This is a genomic window from Janthinobacterium sp. SUN211 (genome assembly GCF_030587315.1).
Lineage (GTDB): Bacteria > Pseudomonadota > Gammaproteobacteria > Burkholderiales > Burkholderiaceae_D > Janthinobacterium > Janthinobacterium kumbetense.
This window is the reverse complement of record NZ_JAPWIC010000002.1, coordinates 1,049,334-1,064,553: the sequence shown is the minus strand read 5'-3', so window position 1 is coordinate 1,064,553 and position 15,220 is coordinate 1,049,334. Positions and strand designations below refer to the sequence as shown.

The following is a 15,220-nucleotide window of genomic DNA, read 5'->3' as shown; positions in this document are numbered from 1 at the left end:
GCCCGCCGCCGCCAGCCATCCCCGAACCACCCAAACGAGAGCCAGAAGCCATGAGCCAACCCCAAAATCCCGACCAGGTCGACGTGACGGCGCCCGCCGGTGTCGCGCAAGATGCCGTCCTGCCCGCCCCGCCGCCCGTGCGCCACGCGGAACTGAAGGCGGCCATTTTGCTCGTCTTCATGTTCGTGCTGGTGGTCGGCTCCGTCGTCTACCTGATGTATGCGCGCGGCGCCTTCGAAGCGACGCAGACGCTGGTGCTGACGGCCGACGATTCGGACGGCGTCGGCGTGGGCGCCGACCTGACCTTTTCCGGCTTTCCCATCGGCCGCGTGCAGCGCATCGAGCTGGCGCCGGACGGGCGCGCCCGCGTCATCATCGACGTGCCGCGCAAAGATGCGCACTGGCTGCGCACCAGCTCCATCTTCACCCTGGAACGGGGCATCGTGGGCGGCGCCAAATTGCGCGCCTACAGCGGCATCCTGACGGACCCGCCGCTGCCCGACGACGCCACGCGCGACTTGCTGGTGGGCGACATGGCGGCGGAAATTCCCCGCCTGCTGGCCGCCGCCAAGGACTTGCTGAACAACCTGGGCAACCTGACGGGCAGCGATTCCGCGCTCGACGGCACCATGCGCAACGTGCAGGCCGTGACGGGCAAGCTGAGCGGTCCGGGCGGGGCCATGGGCTTGCTGACGGGCGACGACAAGCAGTCGCGCCTGCTGATCGAGCGGGCCAACGCCCTGCTGGTCACGGCCGACCAGCTGGCGCGCCGCACGGATGGCCTGGTGGCCAATGCCGATACGCGCGTCTTCGGCGACAAGGGCGTCATGACGGATGCGCAGGCAACCATCGTGCAGCTGAACGCCCTGCTGGCCGACACGCGCAACAGCCTGAAAAAAGTCGACGCCGTGCTGGTCGAGGCGCAAGCCGTGGGCGCCAACGCCAAGGCGGCCACGGCCGACCTGGGTCCGCTGCGCGCCGACGTGGAAAGCAATCTGCGCAAGGTCGAGCAGCTGGTCAATGAAATCAACCGCAAATGGCCATTCAAGCGCAATCCGGAGATCAAACTGCCATGATAAATATCAATCCGCTCCGGCCTGCCCTGGCCGTGCTGTTGTCCGCCGCGCTGGCCGCCTGCTCCAGCGGCCCGCCCGTGCCGGACTGGAAAATGAATGCGCAAAGTTCCGTCGAACGGTTTCAAGCAGCTTACCTGACTGGCAACGCCCTCGTCGAACAGACGGAATTCCGGCGCGCCCGCAGCCAGGTGGCCGGCACGGGCAAGCTCGAACTCGTGGCGCGCATCGAACTGCTGCGCTGCGCCACGCGTGTGGCCAGCCTGGCCTTCGAGGACTGCGCCGGCTTTGACGCCCTGCAAGCCGACGCGACGGCCGCCGACCGCGCGTATGCGGCCTGGCTGGCCGGCAAGGCGCAAACGGCCGACATCGCCCTGCTGCCGGAAGCGCAGCGGGCGGCCGCCGGCGCCGGCTCGGACACGGCCGCCGCCAGCGCCGTGGCCGCCATCAAGGACCCGCTGTCGCAGCTGGTGGCGGCCGGCGTGCTGCTGCGCGCCAGCCGCGCCACGCCGGAGCTGCTCGATACGGCCGTCGCCACGGCCTCGGACCAAGGCTGGCGCCGTCCGCTGCTGGCGTGGCTGGGCGTGCAGCGCCTGCGCGCCGAACAGGCGGGCGATACGCAGGCGGCGCAGCGCATCGCGCGGCGCATGGCGATCGTCGAGCAGCCGCTGGCCCCCTGAGCGCGCCGCTGGCGGCCCAGGGCAGGCAGAATCAGGCATAATCGAGCGGGGATGACATCAAGGCCGTGCAGGCAGCGAGGTGTGACGATGCAGTTCGAGGATTTCGACCTTTCCACTCCCGATACCGGCCGGCATGCCGGGTCGGCGCCTGGCGATGACGCCTCGGCCGCCACGGCCGTGCGCCTGCAATACCTGCTCGACAATACCCCCTCCATCATCTATTGCACCGTGCCCAGCGGCGACTTCAAGATGACCTTTGTCAGCAACAATGCCTTGAACGTGCTGGGCTACCAGCCCGAGGAAATGGTGGCCGACCCCAATTTCTGGTTCGACCACATCCACCCTGACGATGCGCCCGGCATCTTTTCCAGCCTGGCGCAGATCTTCGTCGAAGGCGCGCGCGCCTATGAATACCGTTTTCGCGTGCGCGACGGCAGCTATCTGTGGATGCACGACAGCCTGCGCCTCGTGCGCGACGAGCACGGCGTGCCGTTCGAGGTGATCGGCTCGCTGACGGATATCACGGAACGCAAGCGCATGGAAGCGATGCTGCAGGCGCGCGGCGAAGAGCAGCAACTACTGATCAGCAAGCTGCAGGAAGCGCACGACCAGTTGCTGCAATCGGAAAAGATGGCGTCCATCGGCCAGCTGGCGGCCGGCATCGCGCATGAAATCAATAACCCGATCGGCTTCGTCAACTCAAACATGAGTTCGCTGCAAGGCTATGTCGGCACCCTGTTCGACGTCATCGCCCGGTATGAGGCGGCGATGCGCGAGCCGCTCGATGGCCCGGCCCTGGCCGACAAAGTAGCCCAGGTGCGCGCGCAGGCCGACCTGGCCTTCCTGCAGGACGACATCGGCGACCTGGTGCGCGAATCGATGGATGGCCTCAAACGCGTGCGCGACATCGTGCAGGCGCTGAAGGATTTTTCCCACGTGGGCGAGACGGACTGGCAAGTGGCCAGCCTGCATGCGGGCCTGGACAGCACCCTGAATATCGTCGCCAACGAATTGAAATACAAGGCGCGCATCGAGAAACACTATGGCGAGCTGCCGCCGATACTGTGCCTGGCCTCGCAGCTGAACCAGGTCTTCATGAACCTGCTCGTCAACGCGGGCCAGGCCATCGGCAGCGACGGCGTGATCAGCATCCGCACCGGTCATGCGGACGACTGGGTATGGGTGGAGATCGGCGACACGGGCGCCGGCATCGCGCCCGAGCACCTGAACCGCATCTTCGAGCCGTTCTTCACCACCAAGGCCGTGGGCAGCGGCACGGGCCTGGGCCTGTCGCTGTCGTACGGCATCGTCAACAAGCACGGCGGGCGCATCGACGTGGCCTCGGAAGTGGGCCGCGGCACGCGCTTTACCGTGCACCTGCCGCTGCAGCCGCCGGGCGCAACGAACGCCTAGGCGTCTTTCGGCGGCGCGTACACGCGGATGCTCAGGCGCCCGCCATTCTTGCTTTCGAAGTCGAGCAGTTGGCTGATCACGCGGGCCGTCAGCACGTGTTCGGCCGCCAGCAGCATCAGGCCGTCGCGGCTGATCAGGTCGCGCGACAGCACCATGCCCGGCTCCAGCTGGCCCGACAGCACCGTCAGGTCGCGCGCCGGCGGTTCCGTCTCTTCCATGATGCCGCGGAAAGCGGCCACCACGGCCGGGTCGTAGCGCTTGCCGACGCTGTCGTAGATCAGGCTGCGGGCTTCCTCGGCGCGCAGGCTGCGCTGCACCATGGCGCCGATCTGCAAGCCGTCGTAGTCGGACGCCAGCGCCAGGATGCGCGCGCCCAGTGGAATGGCCAGGCCCACCAGGCCATCGGGAAAGCCGCCGCCGTCGAAGCGCTCGAGCTGCGAGCGCAGGATCACGGAGACGGCGCGCAATTCCTCCAGCGCCATCAGCAGCTGTTCGGCGCGCAGCGGATGCTTGCGGAACGCGGCCAGTTGATCTCCCGTCCAGGCGCTGGCAGGCAATTCCAGCACGTCGTCGCTCAAGCTGAGCTTGCCGATATCCTTGAGCAGGGCCGCGATGAACACGTCGCGCGCCTCCTGCCCTTCCAGGCCCAGCGCCTGCGCCAGCTTGCGCGACAGCTCCGCCACCCGCCGCGCATGGCCGGCCAGCTTGCCGCCGCGCATCTCGATCAGGTTGGAAAACACCTTGATGGTCGTCACGAACGTGGCCTTCAGGCGCTCGTTGGCCGCCTGCACCTCGTCGTGCGACAGTTTCAGCTGCTGCGTGCGCGTGGCCACCTTCGCTTCCAGGCTGGCGTTGAGCACCTGCAGCTCCACGTTCTGGCTGGCCGTCAGCGCTTCCAGGCGCCGTTTTTCCTCTTCCAGCGCGCGCCGTTCCAGCGCATGGCGCACCACCAGCACGATATCGTTCTCGTCCCACGGCTTGGTCACGTAGCGGTAGATCTCGCCCTGGTTGATTGCGTCGAGGATGGACTGGATGTCGGCATAGCCGGTCAGCAGCAAGCGCATGGTGCCGGGCCAGCGCCGGCGCACCTGGGCCAGGAATTGCGCGCCATCCATGTGCGGCATGCGCATGTCGGAGATGACCAGGTCCACCGTCTCGTTATCCAGCAGGGCCAGGCCGGCCGCGCCGCTCTCGGCCGTCAGCACGCGGTAGCCGTGCGGGCGGAACAGGCGGCGCAGCGACGACAGGATATTCGGTTCGTCGTCGACGCACAGGATGGTGGGCGGCGCGGTGCTGGTACTGGTGCTGGTGCTCATGCTGTCCTGTTCGGTCATGGTGCGACGGCCTGCGCCTGGCGCACGGGCAAGGTGATGCGGAAGGTGGTGCCGCGGCCGATGACGCTGCGCACGTCGATGCGGCCGTGGTGTTTCTGCACCGTCGTATAGGCCAGCGACAGGCCCAGCCCCGTGCCCTTGCCGACGGCCTTGGTGGTGAAGAAGGGGTCGAAGATGCGCGACAGGTGTTCGGGCGCGATGCCGCCGCCCGTGTCCTCGACCTCGATCCACACTTCCGTGGCGTTGTCGCTGCCCGTGCGCAGGGTGATGCGTCCGCGCGCCTCGCCCATGGCGTGGGCCCCGTTGACGACCAGGTTCATGATCACCTGGTTCAGCTCGGAAGGCTGGCATTCGATATCGGGAATGTCGGCATATTCGCGCACCACGTCGGCCTTGTACTTGACCTCGTTGTTCACGATATTGAGCGTGGTATCGATGCCCTGGCGCAAGTCGGCCCAGACCCACTCCTGGTGCGCGTCGGTGCGCGAAAAGTCCTTCAAGTCCTGCACGATGCGGCGCACGCGCGCAATGCCTTCCTTCGATTCGCCCATCAGCATCGGTATGTCGGTGCGCAGGAAATCCAGGTCGATCTGTTCGCGCAGCGCCCGCAGGCGCGCCGCCACCACGGGGTCGGCGACGGCCGGTTCCGCTTCCTCATAGGCGTCGAGCATGGAAAACAGGTCGTCCAGGTAGCCTTCCAGCGTGCCGACGTTGGAAAACACATAGCCGATGGGATTGTTGATCTCGTGCGCCACGCCGGCGGCCAGCTGGCCGATCGACGCCAGCTTTTCCGACTGCAGCAGCTTTTGCTGGGCCAGCGACAGCTTGCTGTTCAATTCCGTCAGGGCCAGGTTGCGCTCGCGCAACTCCAGATCGGCGATCTGGCGCTGGCGGATATCGTCGGCCAGGCGCTCGTTCATTGCAGCCAGCTGGGCCGTGCGCTTGGCCACCAGGTGTTCCAGGTTGTCGTGCGCCTTGCGCAGCGCCAGTTCCGCCAGGCGCCGCTCGCTGACGTCGCGCAGGGTTTCGATGGCGCCCACCAGGCAGCCCTGGCGGTCGCGCAGGGGCGCCGCCGTGAAATGCAGCCAATGGCCGTCGGGGCCGATATCGGCAAAGAAATCCTCGGCCTCAAAGGCGCCGGGGATCACGGAAGAGCGCTTCAGCTTGCCAAGATAGAGTTCATTTTCGCCGAATGCGATATCGTCGGCCACCAGCAAGTCGGCCAGGCAAGCGCGCGGCTGCGGATAAAACGCCTTCCAGTGGTCGCGCGTGCCGACCATCTCGGCGGCCGTGAAGCCCGTCAACTGTTCGCAGGCGCTGTTCCAGTGCGTGATCACGTGGTCCGTGTCGATGGCGAACGTGGCCACGGGATGGCCGTCGAAAAACGCCGACAGCGCGATGGAATCGGTCTTGCGGCGTTCCGGCTTGGCCGGCAGTGCCTGCCCTGCTTCTGTGTCCATGGCCTCTGTCCTGTTCATGCCAGCATGATCCGCGACATTTCATCGAAGGTGTGTTCCGTTTGCCGCAGCAGCGCCAGCCAGGCCGGCTCGTCCAGGGCGACGCTGCGCCAGCCCGTGGGCGACAGGGGCGGCACCAGCGCATCGTCGACGCCGGCCAGGTCGAGCGCCAGGGCGACGGCATTGGCCAGGTGCACGGCCAGCGGCAAACCGCCCGCGTCCAGGCGCTCGATGGCGTGGTGGTCGGCCACCGCCTGTTGTATCGCGGCGGGAAACTTCCAGTAAGCGGCCAGGGCGCTGCCCACCTGCGCGTGATCGATGCCGATGACGGCCAGTTCCGCCTCGGCCATCTGGCAATCCTGCGCCTGGCGGTGGCTGCGCACGAGCGCGTGCTCGGCCGGGAAGCGCGTCACCAGCACCAGGGTGCCCAGGTCGTGCAGCAGTCCCGCCGTGAACGCCGTTTCCGGATTGACGCGCAAGTGCGGCGCCAGCAGGCGCGCGGCGATGGCCGTGGCCAGCGAGTGGCGCCAGAACGCCTGGAAATCGAAGCCGCCGCTGACGGGCGCGAAGCTGCCCGTCAGGGCGCAGGCCGTGACGACGGTGCGGATGCTGTGAAAGCCCAGCACGGAAACGGCTTGCGGAATGCTGGTGACCTTCGATTGCATGCCGTAGAACGAGGAGTTGGCGATGCGCAAAGTCTTTGCCGCCAGGGCCTGGTCCAGTTCGATCTTTTGCGCCAGCACATGCACGTCCGTGTCGTCCTGGTCCATACTCGACAGCAGTTCCAGCACCACCACCGGCAGCGAGGGCAGTTCCTGGATCTGGCGGATGATGTGTTCAAAACTGAGGCGTGTCATGCCGCGCCCCCTTGCCGGTAGCGCTGCAGCAGCGCCAGCAGTTCCGCCCCCGCGGAGTCGGGCGGCGTGGCGCGGAACAGCACGGCCAGCCGTTCCAGGCGGCGCGCCCGTTCCTGCTCGGCATGCGCCTGCGCGGCGGGGTCCGGCTCCTCGTCCATGACGACGTGGCAGCGCTCCACATTGCGCCTGCGCAAGGCCGTCAAGTTCGCCGCCGTCAACGTGGCGCCCTGGGCCAGCAGCACGGCGCCGCTGGCGTCGTTCAAGGCTTGCGCCAGCACCATGCCTTCCTGCGCCTGCTCCATGGAAATCTCGCGTCCGCATGTACTCATGTACCCGCTCCATGACGACTCAGGGTGACCAGGCTGCCGCGCGAGCGCGAATGCAGGCCCATCGGATGGACGGCCACGACATACGGCTGGCCATCGATGGCGGCCAGGCGGGGCGTGCCCTGCCCGTCGAACAGCTGCGGCAGGACGATCGCCGCCTCGTTGCCCAGCAAGGCCGCGCCCCGTTCGAACAGGCTGGCGGCCGCCCCGTTGATGAAGGCGATCATGCCGTCCTCGTCGAGCCCGATCACGGGCAGCGGCAGGAATTGCAGCACTTCGCGCGCGATGCCCAGGCTGACTTCATCGCGGCTGATCTGGTGCTGCTGCTGGCACACCAGCGCCTGCATGGCGGCATTGGCCGCGGCCAGCGCCTGGTTGACGTCGCGCAGCTGCGCATTCAGGCGCACATTGTCGTCGTCGATGCCCTTCAGGCGAAACGCTTCGGCGATATGCTCGCGCAGCTGATGGTCTTCCCAGGGCTTGGTAAGAAACTTGAAGATGGCGCCCTCGTTGACGGCGTCCGTGACGGCTTGCAGCTCGGTATATCCCGACAGCATGATGCGGATGGTCTGTGGACACAGCAGCTTGGCCTTGCGCAGGAAGTCGGCGCCCAGCATGCCGGGCATGCGCTGGTCCGACACGATGACGTCGACGGCATGGCTGGCCAGCACTTCCAGCCCTTCCTGGCCGCTGGCGGCCGTCAAAATATGGTAACCGTCGCGCCGCAGCAGGCGCTTCAGGGAAGCGAGGATATTCGGCTCGTCATCGACCAGCAGCAAGGTGCGCGGCGGCGCCACGGCGTCCGCGGCCACAGTCCCTGGCATACCATGCTCATCGTGCACATCCATCGGACCATCCTCTCATCGCCGCGGCGATATCGGAGCTTGCCTGGAGGGGGGAATCTGCCGCGCAGGAGAGTCTTGCGCGGCAGTCAGCCTGCCTTGAAATTATACGACTAAATATTCCTCTATGGCACTTATCCGGCATTTATCCGGCACTTATCCGCGCCGTGCCGGACACGGCGTGTCGCGGTAAAACACAAAGCCGCCCAGGCCGATGGCTTGCGTATCGGCCTTCACGGCGTACACCAGCGTGTTCCTGGCCGCCTCGACTCTCAGCAGGTTCTGGTGCAGCACCGTTTGCGCGTGCGCCAGTTCCAGCGATGGGGTCGGCGCCAGCTGCAAACGCAGTTCGGACGTGGCCCCATCATAGGCCCAGCGGCCCGGGTTAAAGAAGGCGAAACCGCCGTCGAAACGCAGGCTGCCATCCTTGAACTGGGTCAGGCAAATACCGGGAAATTCGCTGGGCGGGTTGTACCAGGTGGCGGCCACGGCGGCATCGGCCGGCGTCTTGCCCGGCATCTGCATGCCGGACGTGCCATGGTTGCCGCCCGTGCCGGCGCAAGCGGCCAGCGCCGCGAGGCAGGCGGCAGCGGCCGCCCGTTTGATCATGATCCCGTGCATTTCCGTCCCCTTGCTTTATAGAAACACAATCTTAGTCCGGGAAACGTGGCCGTTCAAGCGGCTAGCGCACATAAGGTGGATTTAATTGCCTTCGGCCGCCTTCGCCGCCAGGGCCGCGGCTTCGCGCAATTTGTCCTTCTTGCTCTTGCGCGCGCCCTTTACGCCGCCGTTGACCGTATCGGTGACGGGATTCACGGGCGTCGGCAATTCCGTCGGCTCGAAACCGGCCACCACTTCGCGCACGATGCGCAAGTCGTTGCGGTTTTCGATCAGGCGGAAATGCGCTTCCGTATCGGCCGTCACGAAACTGATGGCCGTGCCGCTTTCGCCGGCGCGGCCCGTGCGGCCGATGCGGTGCGTGTAGTCGACGGCCGAACGGGGCAAGTCATAGTTGACGACGGCCGGCAAGCCGGCGATGTCGATGCCGCGCGCGGCCACGTCGGTGGCCACCAGCACCTGCAAGCGGCACGCCTTGAAGTCGGCCAGCAGCTGGCTGCGCGTGCCCTGGCTGAATTCGCCGTGGAAGGCGCCCACGTGCAAGCCAGCGCGCTGCAGCTTGTCGGCCACGTGTTCGGCCGCGTACTTGGTGGCGACGAACACCAGCACGCGCTCCCACTGCTGCTGCAGGATCAGGTAGCGCAGCAGCTGCGTGCGGCGCGGCACGTCGACCGTGATGGCGCGCTGCACGATGTCGGGCTTGTCCTGCGGTTCGGACGCCACTTCGATGCGCACGGGTTCCCGGAGCAGGCCGTCGGCCAGCGCCTGCACGTTGTCGGGGAAGGTGGCGGAGAAGAACAGGTTTTGCCGCTGCTTGGGCAGCAGCGCCAGGATGGCGTTGATCTCTTCGCTGAAACCCATGTCCAGTAAACGGTCGGCTTCATCCAGGACGAACAGCGACACGCCGCCCAGTTTGACGGCATTCTGGCGCACCAGGTCCAGCAGGCGGCCCGGCGTGGCGACGACGACATCGGCGCCGCCGCGCAAGTCCATCATCTGCGGATTGATCGACACGCCGCCGAACAGCACGGAAATCTTCAGTTTGATCGGCAGCGGCTTGGCCAGCGCGTGCACCGTCTGCCCCACCTGCGCCGCCAGCTCGCGCGTGGGCACGAGGATCAGCGCGCGCACCTGGCGCGGGCCGGAAACGGGCGCCATCAGCGCCTGCAGCAGCGGCAGCGCATAGGCGGCCGTCTTGCCGGAACCCGTCTGCGCCGCGCCCAGCACGTCGCTGCCGCGCAGGATGGCGGGAATGGCGGCCGCCTGGATGGCCGTCGGCGCGGCATAGCCGGCCTTGTCGACGGCGCGGACCAGGGCGGGAATCAGACCCAGTGAGGAAAATGGCATAGCGGGCCTTCTTATTATTTAGTCATGAAGTGAGACCGGCCGCAATGTGCGGCCGGTCGGGATAGCGACAGTATAAAGCAATGACAGATAACGCCCAACCAAGCCTACTGCGCGTCGGCATAGGCGGCCTGCGATGCTCACTGTACTAAAGTACAGTTCCGCTTCTCGACCACCTCTTCCTTCCGCTCGCTACGGTTTGGTTGGACGTTGTGCTGCAAGTTGATTACTGCCTGGGCATTTGCAGCTTCGGGTGGCCCGTTTCATCGTAGCCCGGCATGCCGCGGCGGATCGCATGCGAAAAGTCCGCGTCGTCGTTGGCCGCCCGCGCGCGCGCCGTGACGTGGCCGCCATCGCGCAGCTGCTGGAAGGTCTGGCCGGGCACCAGGCCCTTGACGTCGAACAGGTAGCGGTCCAGGTAGCCCGAAGCCATCAGCCGGTAGTCGAGCGGCAGGCCCGGCACGATGCGGCGCACCATCTCGAAGACGATGGTGGTGCAGTTGGCCGTCAGGGTGTTGTAGAACTGCGGCTGGTTCTTCAGCGATTGCGCTTCGTCCAGGTAGGCGAGGAACAGCGAGCGCATGGCCGCCTTGGGCATCATCACGCGGTACAGATGCATGTCCTCGCCCCGCGCATTCGTGCGCACGCGCAGGATGTCGCGCTCGTCGGCGGCGATCAGGCTCATCTCGAAATGCTTGAAGAAACCGCCGATGGCGGAAAAGCTCTCGCCCTTTTCCTTGCGGATTTCGATGGAAAACGTCAAAAAGCGCCCGTCCGCAAAGCCGAACGAAATCAGGGTATGCGCGATGTACGGCCCCGTCCAGTACGACAGCGCCGTGTCCACCGTGCGCAGCTCGTCGAGGTCGTAGCTGCGCTGTTCCCACTTGACCGTGTAGTCGTCGTCGCTGCGCCAGTCGAAATTGCGCACATTGTCCAGCGTAACGGTGCTGCCCTTGACCGTGCCCGTGACGTTGCGCGCCACGTCGTCGGCCCACACGCGCTGCTGTTTCGGCGTGATGAGGCTCCACCACAGGAGCAGCAGGAGAAAACCGGCCGCATACGGCAGCAGCACGCGCGCATCGCCGCGCGTCCACCACAGCGCGATGCTGGCCACGCCCAGCCCGCCCCACAGCAGCGCGCCGATGGCTTGCGCGGCCGTGCCGCCGGACAACTGGTACCACAGCGCCAGCGCGCCCCACAGTGCGGTCAACAGGAGAATCAGGGAAACGGCCATTTTGCCGATACTGCCCAGCACGGAGCGGGCACGATGTGATAAGAAAGTCATGCCGCAATTATAGGGCCAAGCGCAGGAACAGGTACGTTCAGGCAAGTGCCGCGGCAACAGGCCCCGACGGCGCAATCATTGCTTGCCTGCCAATTTATTTCATGAGAGCATATTGCCAAAATAAAATGTATAGACAAGGCGGCCTGTCACGGCAGCGGCGCCTTGGCCTTCCCAGGAGATACCTTGCAGCCCCCTTCCCTGTACACCCTTGCCGGCAGCCTCAATTCCCTCTTCATCGTCGTCAGCCTGTACGGGCTGTGGTCGCAGCTGCAAAAAATCTGGCAGCGCAAGCGCGATGCCGGCATCGGCGCCGGCAAGACGACGGACATCCTGTCCATCAACCAGTTCACCGTCAGCTTCCTCGCGTATTGCGCGTTCTTTGTGTACGGCTACTCGATCACGCCGTTCAACCACTACATCGTCTGGCCCCGCCTGGTAGCCTCGCTGATCGCGCTGGCCATCCTGTATGAAATCCACCGCGACCGCCGCAGCTTGACATCGCGCAATGCGCTGCTGGCCTGCGCACTGCTGCTGGGCGCGGGCATGGCGGGGCTGGCCTTCGGCCCCACCTTCAGCGATGAAAAGCGCGTAATCTCGCAAGGCCTGCTCGTCGCCGTCACCGTGCTGCTGGCGCAGGGCTACGCGCACCAGATCCGCTTGATCTGGCGCTCGGGCAAGACGGGCGCCGTGTCCCTGAAAATGAGCCAGTTCATCCTGGCGATGGATGCCAGCACCATCTTCTTCGCCTGCGTCATGGGGCTGGAAACGGGCTGGCCCTTGCTGCTGCTGGCCTGCGTCAGCGCCACGACCAAGCTGATCATCATGTGGCTGTTCCGCTGGGAAAAGAGCAGCCCCGCCGCGCAGATGAAACGCCAGGCGCCGGCCTGAGCCTATTGCCCGCTCAGCGCGCGCATTTCCGCATACAGGTTCGCCTTGCCCTCGAAGCCGATGCCGACCAGGTCCGGCATGGTGATGTGGCCGTTTTCCACCCTGACGCCGTCGGGGAAGCCGCCGAACGGCTGGAATAAATCGGGATACGATTCATTGCCGCCCAGGCCCAGGCCGGCCGCGATATTCAGGGACATCTGGTGGCCGCCATGCGGGATGCAGCGGCTGCGCGACCAGCCGTGCTGGTGCAACATGTCCAGGGTGCGCAGGTATTCCACCAGGCCGTAGCTGAGGGCGCAGTCGAACTGCAGCCAGTCGCGGTCGGCGCGCATGCCGCCGTAGCGGATCAGGTTGCGCGCATCCTGCATGGAAAACAGATTCTCGCCCGTCGCCATCGGCTTGTCGTAATAGCTGCGCAAGGTCGCCTGCAGCTCGAAGTCGAGCGGATCGCCCGCCTCTTCATACCAGAACAGGTCGTACTGGCGCAGCGCCTTGGCATAGGCGATCGACGTGTCGAGGTCGAAGCGGCCGTTGGCATCCACGCACAGCTTTTGCCCATCCTGCAGCACGTCCATGATGGCGTCGATGCGGCGCAGATCTTCATCGAGCGAGGCGCCGCCGATCTTTTTCTTGACCACCGTGTAGCCGCGGTCGATATAGTTGCGCATCTCGTCCTGCAGGGCGGACAAGCTCTGACCCGGGTAGTAATAGCCGCCGGCCGCATACACGAAGACCTGTTTGTCCGGCACGCCCGTGCCGTGGCGCTCGGCCAGCAGCTGGAACAGGGGCTTGTTCTCGATCTTCGCCACGGCGTCCCAGATGGCCATGTCGATGGTGCCGATGGCTACCGAGCGCTCGCCGTGGCCCCCCGGCTTTTCATTGGTGTACATGCAATCCCACACCTTGTGGGGGTCGAGGTTGGCGCCGTCATCCGTCACGAGGCTGGCCGGATCGGCGTCGAGGATGCGGGGGATGAAGCGCTCGCGCATCAGCATGCCCTGGCCGTAGCGGCCATTCGAATTGAAGCCGTAGCCAACGACGGGCTTGCCGTCGCGCATCACATCCGTGACGACGGCCACCAGGCTTAACGTCATCTTGGTGAAATCGATGTAGGCGTTGCGGATGGGGGAAGAGATGGGGATGGTCTTTTCGCGGATCTCGACGATTTTCATGCGGGTCTCCAGTATTTGAATGGTGACGCCAGCTTAACCGCGATACGTAATCGTATAATCGATAGCAATTTAAACCATTCTTCACTTGAAGTTAATAATGAAAAACGACGCCACCACGGAAATGGCCTTCTTTGTGCTGCTGGCCAAGCTGGGCAGCCTGTCGGCCACGGCGCGCGAACTGGGCATCACGCCGCCCGCCGTCAGCAAGCGCCTGCAGCTGATGGAGCAGCGCCTGGGCGTGCGCCTCTTGAACCGCAGCACGCGGCGCATCAGCCTGACGGGCGACGGCGAAAGTTATCTGCAGCAGGCGCGGCAGATTCTCGACGATATCCGCGCCATGGAAGAGTCGCTGGCCAGCGGCAGCGCCGAACCCAAGGGGTTGCTGCGCGTGAATGCCACCTTGGGTTTCGGCCGCACGGTGATCGCGCCCCTGCTGTCGCAATTCGCCCTGCGCCACCCGCAGCTGGAAGTGCAGCTGCAGCTGACGGACAGCCCCATCAACCTGGTCGAGCAGGCGTACGACCTGGGCATCCGCTTCGGCGACTTGCCCGACACGCGTTTGTCGGCGCGCAAGATCATGTCGAACCGGCGCTTCCTGTGCGCCTCGCCCGCCTACCTGCAGGCGCACGGCACGCCGCACACCCCGGACGAGCTGGCGCAGCACCGCTGCATCGTGCACCGGCAAAACGATGACGCCTACGGCATCTGGCGCTTGAGCAAAGGGCGTGCCACGCACACGGTGAAGGTGCGCGGCACGGTGGCCAGCAACGATGGCGATGTGGTGCTGGGCTGGGCCCTGGACGGGCACGGCATCCTGCTGCGCTCGGAATGGGACCTGGCCCGCTACCTCGACAGCGGCCGCCTGCGCGTAGTGCTGGACGATTACGCGCTGGCGCCGGCCGACCTGTACGCCTATTATCCGAGCCGCCACCAATTGCCCGCCAAAGTGCGCGCTTTTATCAATTTTCTCATCCAGCAGCTGCAGCCGGACGCGGCTACTGCTGGCAAATCGGGTTACACTACAATATTGCGATATGGCAATATTATGAAGGAGTAGGTTTTGCTAGTCATACTCGGATTTCTCGTCGTGCTGTTTTCCGTCTTCGGCGGCTTCGCCATGCAGGGCGGCCATTTGGCGGCCCTGTTCCAGCCGCTGGAACTGCTGATGATCGGCGGCGCGGCGCTGGGCACCTTCTTTGTCGGCAACGACGCCAAGGCCATCCGCGCCACGTTCGCGGCCATCCCCACCCTGTTCCACGGCTCGCAATACACGAAGGCGCGCTATATGGAACTGATGGGGCTGATGTATGAAATTCTCAGCAAGATCCGCAAGGAAGGCTTGATGTCGGTCGAGGACGATATCGACGACCCGTACCGCAGCCCCATCTTCGTGAAATACCCGTACACGCTCGGTGACGAGCACATCCTGGAATTCATTACCGATTATCTGCGCCTGATGGTGTCGGGCAATATGGATGCTTATCAGATCGAAAACCTGATGGATAACGAGATCGAGACGCACCATGAAGATGCGGAAATGCCGATCCAGACGATTTCGCAGCTGGCCGACGCCATGCCCGCCTTCGGCATCGTGGCCGCCGTGATGGGCGTGGTGCACACGATGGCGTCCGTCGGCTTGCCGCCGGCCGAGCTGGGCGTGCTGATTGCGCAGGCGCTGGTGGGCACCTTCATCGGCATCTTGCTGGCCTACGGCTTCATCGCGCCGCTGGCCAGCTTGCTGCGCCGCAAGCACCATGAAACGGCAAAGATGTACCAGTGCGTGAAAGTGACCCTGCTGGCCAGCCTGAACGGCTACGCGCCGGCGCTGGCCGTGGAATTCGGCCGCAAGGTCATTTCCGCCACGGAACGCCCCTCGTTCAGCGAACTGGAAAACCACGTGCGCCAGGTGCGCACGAAAAACTGATACGGCC

At 65.3% G+C, this 15,220-nt stretch carries 15 protein-coding genes; 6 read left to right on the top strand and 9 right to left on the bottom strand.

The genetic code is table 11. The features are described from left to right. The first annotated feature begins 50 nt into the window (after positions 1-50). The 3 genes from O3301_RS10570 (at position 51) to O3301_RS10560 (ending at position 3,166) form a co-directional block, all read left to right on the top strand. Positions 51-1,076, top strand: coding sequence for an MlaD family protein (locus O3301_RS10570; RefSeq protein WP_099667239.1), 1,026 nt, complete (start codon positions 51-53; stop codon positions 1,074-1,076). Continuing rightward, positions 1,073-1,753 carry a hypothetical protein gene (locus O3301_RS10565; protein WP_305056326.1) on the top strand — a complete coding sequence of 227 codons (681 nt, stop codon included), beginning with the start codon at positions 1,073-1,075 and terminating at the stop codon, positions 1,751-1,753. Before O3301_RS10570 ends, O3301_RS10565 begins: the two co-directional genes overlap by 4 nt. An 87-nt stretch (positions 1,754-1,840) precedes the next feature. After that, entirely contained in the window at positions 1,841-3,166 is a 1,326-nt protein-coding gene (locus tag O3301_RS10560) for an ATP-binding protein (protein WP_305056396.1), read from the top strand. Here O3301_RS10560 and O3301_RS10555 read toward each other — a convergent pair. The 8 genes from O3301_RS10555 to O3301_RS10520 form a co-directional block, all read right to left on the bottom strand. Further along, on the bottom strand, positions 3,163-4,500 hold the full coding sequence (locus tag O3301_RS10555) for an HD domain-containing phosphohydrolase (protein WP_305056325.1): 1,338 nt from the start codon (positions 4,498-4,500) through the stop codon (positions 3,163-3,165). The genes O3301_RS10560 and O3301_RS10555 overlap by 4 nt on opposite strands. After that, positions 4,497-5,960 (bottom strand): ATP-binding protein, encoded by a 1,464-nt coding sequence (locus tag O3301_RS10550; RefSeq protein ID WP_305056324.1) that lies wholly within the window; start codon positions 5,958-5,960, stop codon positions 4,497-4,499. Before O3301_RS10550 ends, O3301_RS10555 begins: the two co-directional genes overlap by 4 nt. Positions 5,961-5,974: 14 nt before the next feature. Continuing rightward, positions 5,975-6,814, bottom strand: a complete 840-nt coding sequence (locus O3301_RS10545; protein WP_305056323.1) for an HDOD domain-containing protein — start codon at positions 6,812-6,814, stop codon at positions 5,975-5,977. Next, positions 6,811-7,143 (bottom strand): hypothetical protein, encoded by a 333-nt coding sequence (locus O3301_RS10540; protein WP_289904301.1) that lies wholly within the window; start codon positions 7,141-7,143, stop codon positions 6,811-6,813. Before O3301_RS10540 ends, O3301_RS10545 begins: the two co-directional genes overlap by 4 nt. Beyond that, positions 7,140-7,964 (bottom strand): response regulator, encoded by an 825-nt coding sequence (locus O3301_RS10535; RefSeq protein WP_305056322.1) that lies wholly within the window; start codon positions 7,962-7,964, stop codon positions 7,140-7,142. The genes O3301_RS10540 and O3301_RS10535 overlap by 4 nt, the downstream gene beginning before the upstream one ends. 174 nt (positions 7,965-8,138) lie before the next feature. Then, positions 8,139-8,591: a hypothetical protein gene (locus O3301_RS10530; RefSeq protein ID WP_305056321.1), complete on the bottom strand. Its 453-nt coding sequence runs from the start codon at positions 8,589-8,591 to the stop codon at positions 8,139-8,141. A 93-nt stretch (positions 8,592-8,684) separates the two neighbouring features. Further along, complete coding sequence (locus O3301_RS10525; RefSeq protein WP_305056320.1) at positions 8,685-9,947, bottom strand: DEAD/DEAH box helicase; 1,263 nt, start codon at positions 9,945-9,947, stop codon at positions 8,685-8,687. A 223-nt stretch (positions 9,948-10,170) separates the two neighbouring features. Further along, positions 10,171-11,229, bottom strand: coding sequence for a DUF4105 domain-containing protein (locus O3301_RS10520; RefSeq protein WP_305056319.1), 1,059 nt, complete (start codon positions 11,227-11,229; stop codon positions 10,171-10,173). A 183-nt stretch (positions 11,230-11,412) separates the two neighbouring features. On the opposite strand from O3301_RS10520, the gene O3301_RS10515 reads away from it, so the two are divergent. Then, positions 11,413-12,117 (top strand): hypothetical protein, encoded by a 705-nt coding sequence (locus O3301_RS10515; RefSeq protein WP_305056318.1) that lies wholly within the window; start codon positions 11,413-11,415, stop codon positions 12,115-12,117. Positions 12,118-12,119: 2 nt separating this feature from the next. Here the strand turns inward: O3301_RS10515 and O3301_RS10510 are convergent, their stop codons facing one another. Next, positions 12,120-13,289, bottom strand: coding sequence for a mandelate racemase/muconate lactonizing enzyme family protein (locus O3301_RS10510; RefSeq protein ID WP_305056317.1), 1,170 nt, complete (start codon positions 13,287-13,289; stop codon positions 12,120-12,122). A 97-nt stretch (positions 13,290-13,386) separates the two neighbouring features. Here O3301_RS10510 and O3301_RS10505 point away from each other — a divergent pair, with 97 nt between their 5' ends. Both O3301_RS10505 and motA read left to right on the top strand, forming a co-directional pair. Continuing rightward, a complete protein-coding gene (locus O3301_RS10505) occupies positions 13,387-14,346 on the top strand; it encodes a LysR family transcriptional regulator (RefSeq protein WP_305056316.1) in 960 nt (319 codons plus the stop codon). A 3-nt stretch (positions 14,347-14,349) separates the two neighbouring features. Then, positions 14,350-15,213, top strand: a complete 864-nt coding sequence (motA, locus tag O3301_RS10500) for a flagellar motor stator protein MotA (RefSeq protein ID WP_077406831.1) — start codon at positions 14,350-14,352, stop codon at positions 15,211-15,213. Positions 15,214-15,220 lie beyond the last annotated feature (7 nt).

What these genes read in the sequence shown, in the direction of transcription:
- O3301_RS10570 (WP_099667239.1), top strand. Translation starts at nt 51, where the DNA reads ATGAGCCAACCCCAAAATCCCGACCAGGTCGACGTGACGGCGCCCGCC.
- O3301_RS10535 (WP_305056322.1), bottom strand. Translation starts at nt 7,964, where the DNA reads ATGCCAGGGACTGTGGCCGCGGACGCCGTGGCGCCGCCGCGCACCTTG.
- O3301_RS10510 (WP_305056317.1), bottom strand. Translation starts at nt 13,289, where the DNA reads ATGAAAATCGTCGAGATCCGCGAAAAGACCATCCCCATCTCTTCCCCC.
- O3301_RS10520 (WP_305056319.1), bottom strand. Translation starts at nt 11,229, where the DNA reads ATGACTTTCTTATCACATCGTGCCCGCTCCGTGCTGGGCAGTATCGGC.
- O3301_RS10565 (WP_305056326.1), top strand. Translation starts at nt 1,073, where the DNA reads ATGATAAATATCAATCCGCTCCGGCCTGCCCTGGCCGTGCTGTTGTCC.
- O3301_RS10560 (WP_305056396.1), top strand. Translation starts at nt 1,841, where the DNA reads ATGCAGTTCGAGGATTTCGACCTTTCCACTCCCGATACCGGCCGGCAT.
- O3301_RS10545 (WP_305056323.1), bottom strand. Translation starts at nt 6,814, where the DNA reads ATGACACGCCTCAGTTTTGAACACATCATCCGCCAGATCCAGGAACTG.
- O3301_RS10505 (WP_305056316.1), top strand. Translation starts at nt 13,387, where the DNA reads ATGAAAAACGACGCCACCACGGAAATGGCCTTCTTTGTGCTGCTGGCC.
- O3301_RS10555 (WP_305056325.1), bottom strand. Translation starts at nt 4,500, where the DNA reads ATGACCGAACAGGACAGCATGAGCACCAGCACCAGTACCAGCACCGCG.
- O3301_RS10530 (WP_305056321.1), bottom strand. Translation starts at nt 8,591, where the DNA reads ATGATCAAACGGGCGGCCGCTGCCGCCTGCCTCGCGGCGCTGGCCGCT.
- O3301_RS10550 (WP_305056324.1), bottom strand. Translation starts at nt 5,960, where the DNA reads ATGGACACAGAAGCAGGGCAGGCACTGCCGGCCAAGCCGGAACGCCGC.
- O3301_RS10540 (WP_289904301.1), bottom strand. Translation starts at nt 7,143, where the DNA reads ATGAGTACATGCGGACGCGAGATTTCCATGGAGCAGGCGCAGGAAGGC.
- O3301_RS10525 (WP_305056320.1), bottom strand. Translation starts at nt 9,947, where the DNA reads ATGCCATTTTCCTCACTGGGTCTGATTCCCGCCCTGGTCCGCGCCGTC.